Origin of the sequence: Falsiroseomonas oryziterrae, from assembly GCF_021864505.1 — a bacterium.
Taxonomy (GTDB): domain Bacteria; phylum Pseudomonadota; class Alphaproteobacteria; order Acetobacterales; family Acetobacteraceae; genus Falsiroseomonas; species Falsiroseomonas oryziterrae.
Window position 1 is genome coordinate 1 of sequence record NZ_JAKJIB010000542.1, and the last position, 1,611, is coordinate 1,611.

Below are 1,611 nucleotides of genomic sequence, written 5' to 3' on the forward strand. Positions count from 1 at the left end.
CGGCGAGCCCGGCGGGCGCCTGCGCGCGGCCGCGCGCGAAGCCGATCGCGAAGACGGCATGCCCGGCCGCGGCAAGGCGGGCGGCGAAGCCCTCCTCCCACACCCAGGGGCCGCAGGCTGCGCCGTGCAGCAGCAGGATGGCCGGCGCGGCGCGGGGCACGGGCGGGTTCCAGGCCAGCATCGTGCCGCTCTCGAAGCGGAGGGTGATCGCATCGGGCGCGCGCATCGGACGATGGTGCGGCGGCGGCGCAAGCAGGGCAACGGTGGGCCGGCGGCGGGCGAGCGGGTAACCTGCGCCGATGCACCATGGCCCCGACCTGATGCTCGCGACCGTCGTCGCCTGCATCACGCTCGCCTTCCTGCTCGGCGCGGTCGCGCGGGCGATGCGGCTGCCGGCGATCATCGGCTACATCGCGGCGGGCGTCGTCGTCGGGCCCTACACGCCGGGCTTCGTGGCCGAGAAGGGCGTGGTCTCCGCCATGGCGGAGCTCGGCGTCGCGCTGCTGCTGTTCGGCGTCGGCCTGCATTTCCGCCCCGCCGACCTGCTCGCGGTCTGGCGAGTCGCGGTGCCGGGCGCGGCGTTGCAGATCGCGCTCGCCGCCACGCTCGGCGCGGCGCTGGGCGGCGCCTTCGGCCTGTCCACGGGCGCCGCCTTCGCCTTCGGCCTTGCGCTCGCGATCTCCTCCACCGCGGTCGCCACGCGGACGCTGGAGGAGCGCGGCAGGCTGGGCGGCGAGGCCGGGCGCATCGCGCTCGGCTGGCTGGTCATGCAGGACCTGGTCGTGGTCTTCGCGCTGGTCATGCTGCCGGCGGTCGCTGGCGTGCCGCAGCATCCAGGCGCGTCGCTGGCCGGCGAGATCGGCAAGGTCGCGCTGTCGCTCGGTGCCTTCGGCGCGGTGATGGTGCTGGTCGGCCGCCGCGCGCTGCCCTGGCTGCTGGTGCGCGTGGCGCGCAGCGGGTCGCGCGAGTTGTTCACGCTGGCCGTGCTGGCGATCGCGCTCGGCGTCGCCTTCGCGGCCTCCACCCTGTTCGGCGTCTCCTTCGCGCTCGGCGCCTTCTTCGCCGGCGTGGTGCTGGGCGAGAGCGACGTCGGCCACCAGGCGGCGGCCGAGGCGACGCCGATGCAGCGCATCTTCGCCGCCGTCTTCTTCGTCTCGATCGGCATGCTGCTGGACCCCGCGGCGATCGTCGCGCATCCGGCGGTCTCCCTGGCCGCGATCCTGGTCGTGCTGCTCGCCATCGCGGGCGGCACGCTCGGCCTGCTGCTGGCGCTGCGCGTCGCACCGCGCACTGCCGTGACGGTAGCCGGCTCGCTGGGCCAGATCGGCGAGTTCTCCTTCCTGCTGATGGAGATCTCGATCCGGGAGGGCGTCCTGCCGGGCGAGGTGCGTGGCCCGGTGCTGGTCGCCGCCATCGCCACGATCGTGCTGACGCCGTGGACGCTGCGCGCCGCCGAATCGCTGGCGCCGCGAGTGGAACGCTCCGCCCGGCTCGCCTGGTGGCGCGGCGAGCGCCGCCCGCGGCTCGGCCCGCCGCCGCCCGAGGCCATGCTCAGCGGCCATGCGGTGGTGGTCGGCACCGGGCGCGTCGGCTCGGTCGTGATCCGCGCGC

Annotated in this window: 2 protein-coding genes; one reads left to right on the plus strand and one right to left on the minus strand. The window is 75.7% G+C overall.

Features of this window, described 5'->3' with window-relative positions:
- A partial coding sequence (locus L2I40_RS22940; RefSeq protein WP_456305764.1) for a hypothetical protein occupies nt 1–226 on the minus strand: 226 nt, incomplete at its 3' end.
- A gap of 73 nt (nt 227–299) precedes the next feature.
- Between L2I40_RS22940 and L2I40_RS22945 the strand changes: the two genes are divergently transcribed.
- A partial coding sequence (locus tag L2I40_RS22945) for a cation:proton antiporter (RefSeq protein ID WP_237217674.1) occupies nt 300–1,611 on the plus strand: 1,312 nt, incomplete at its 3' end.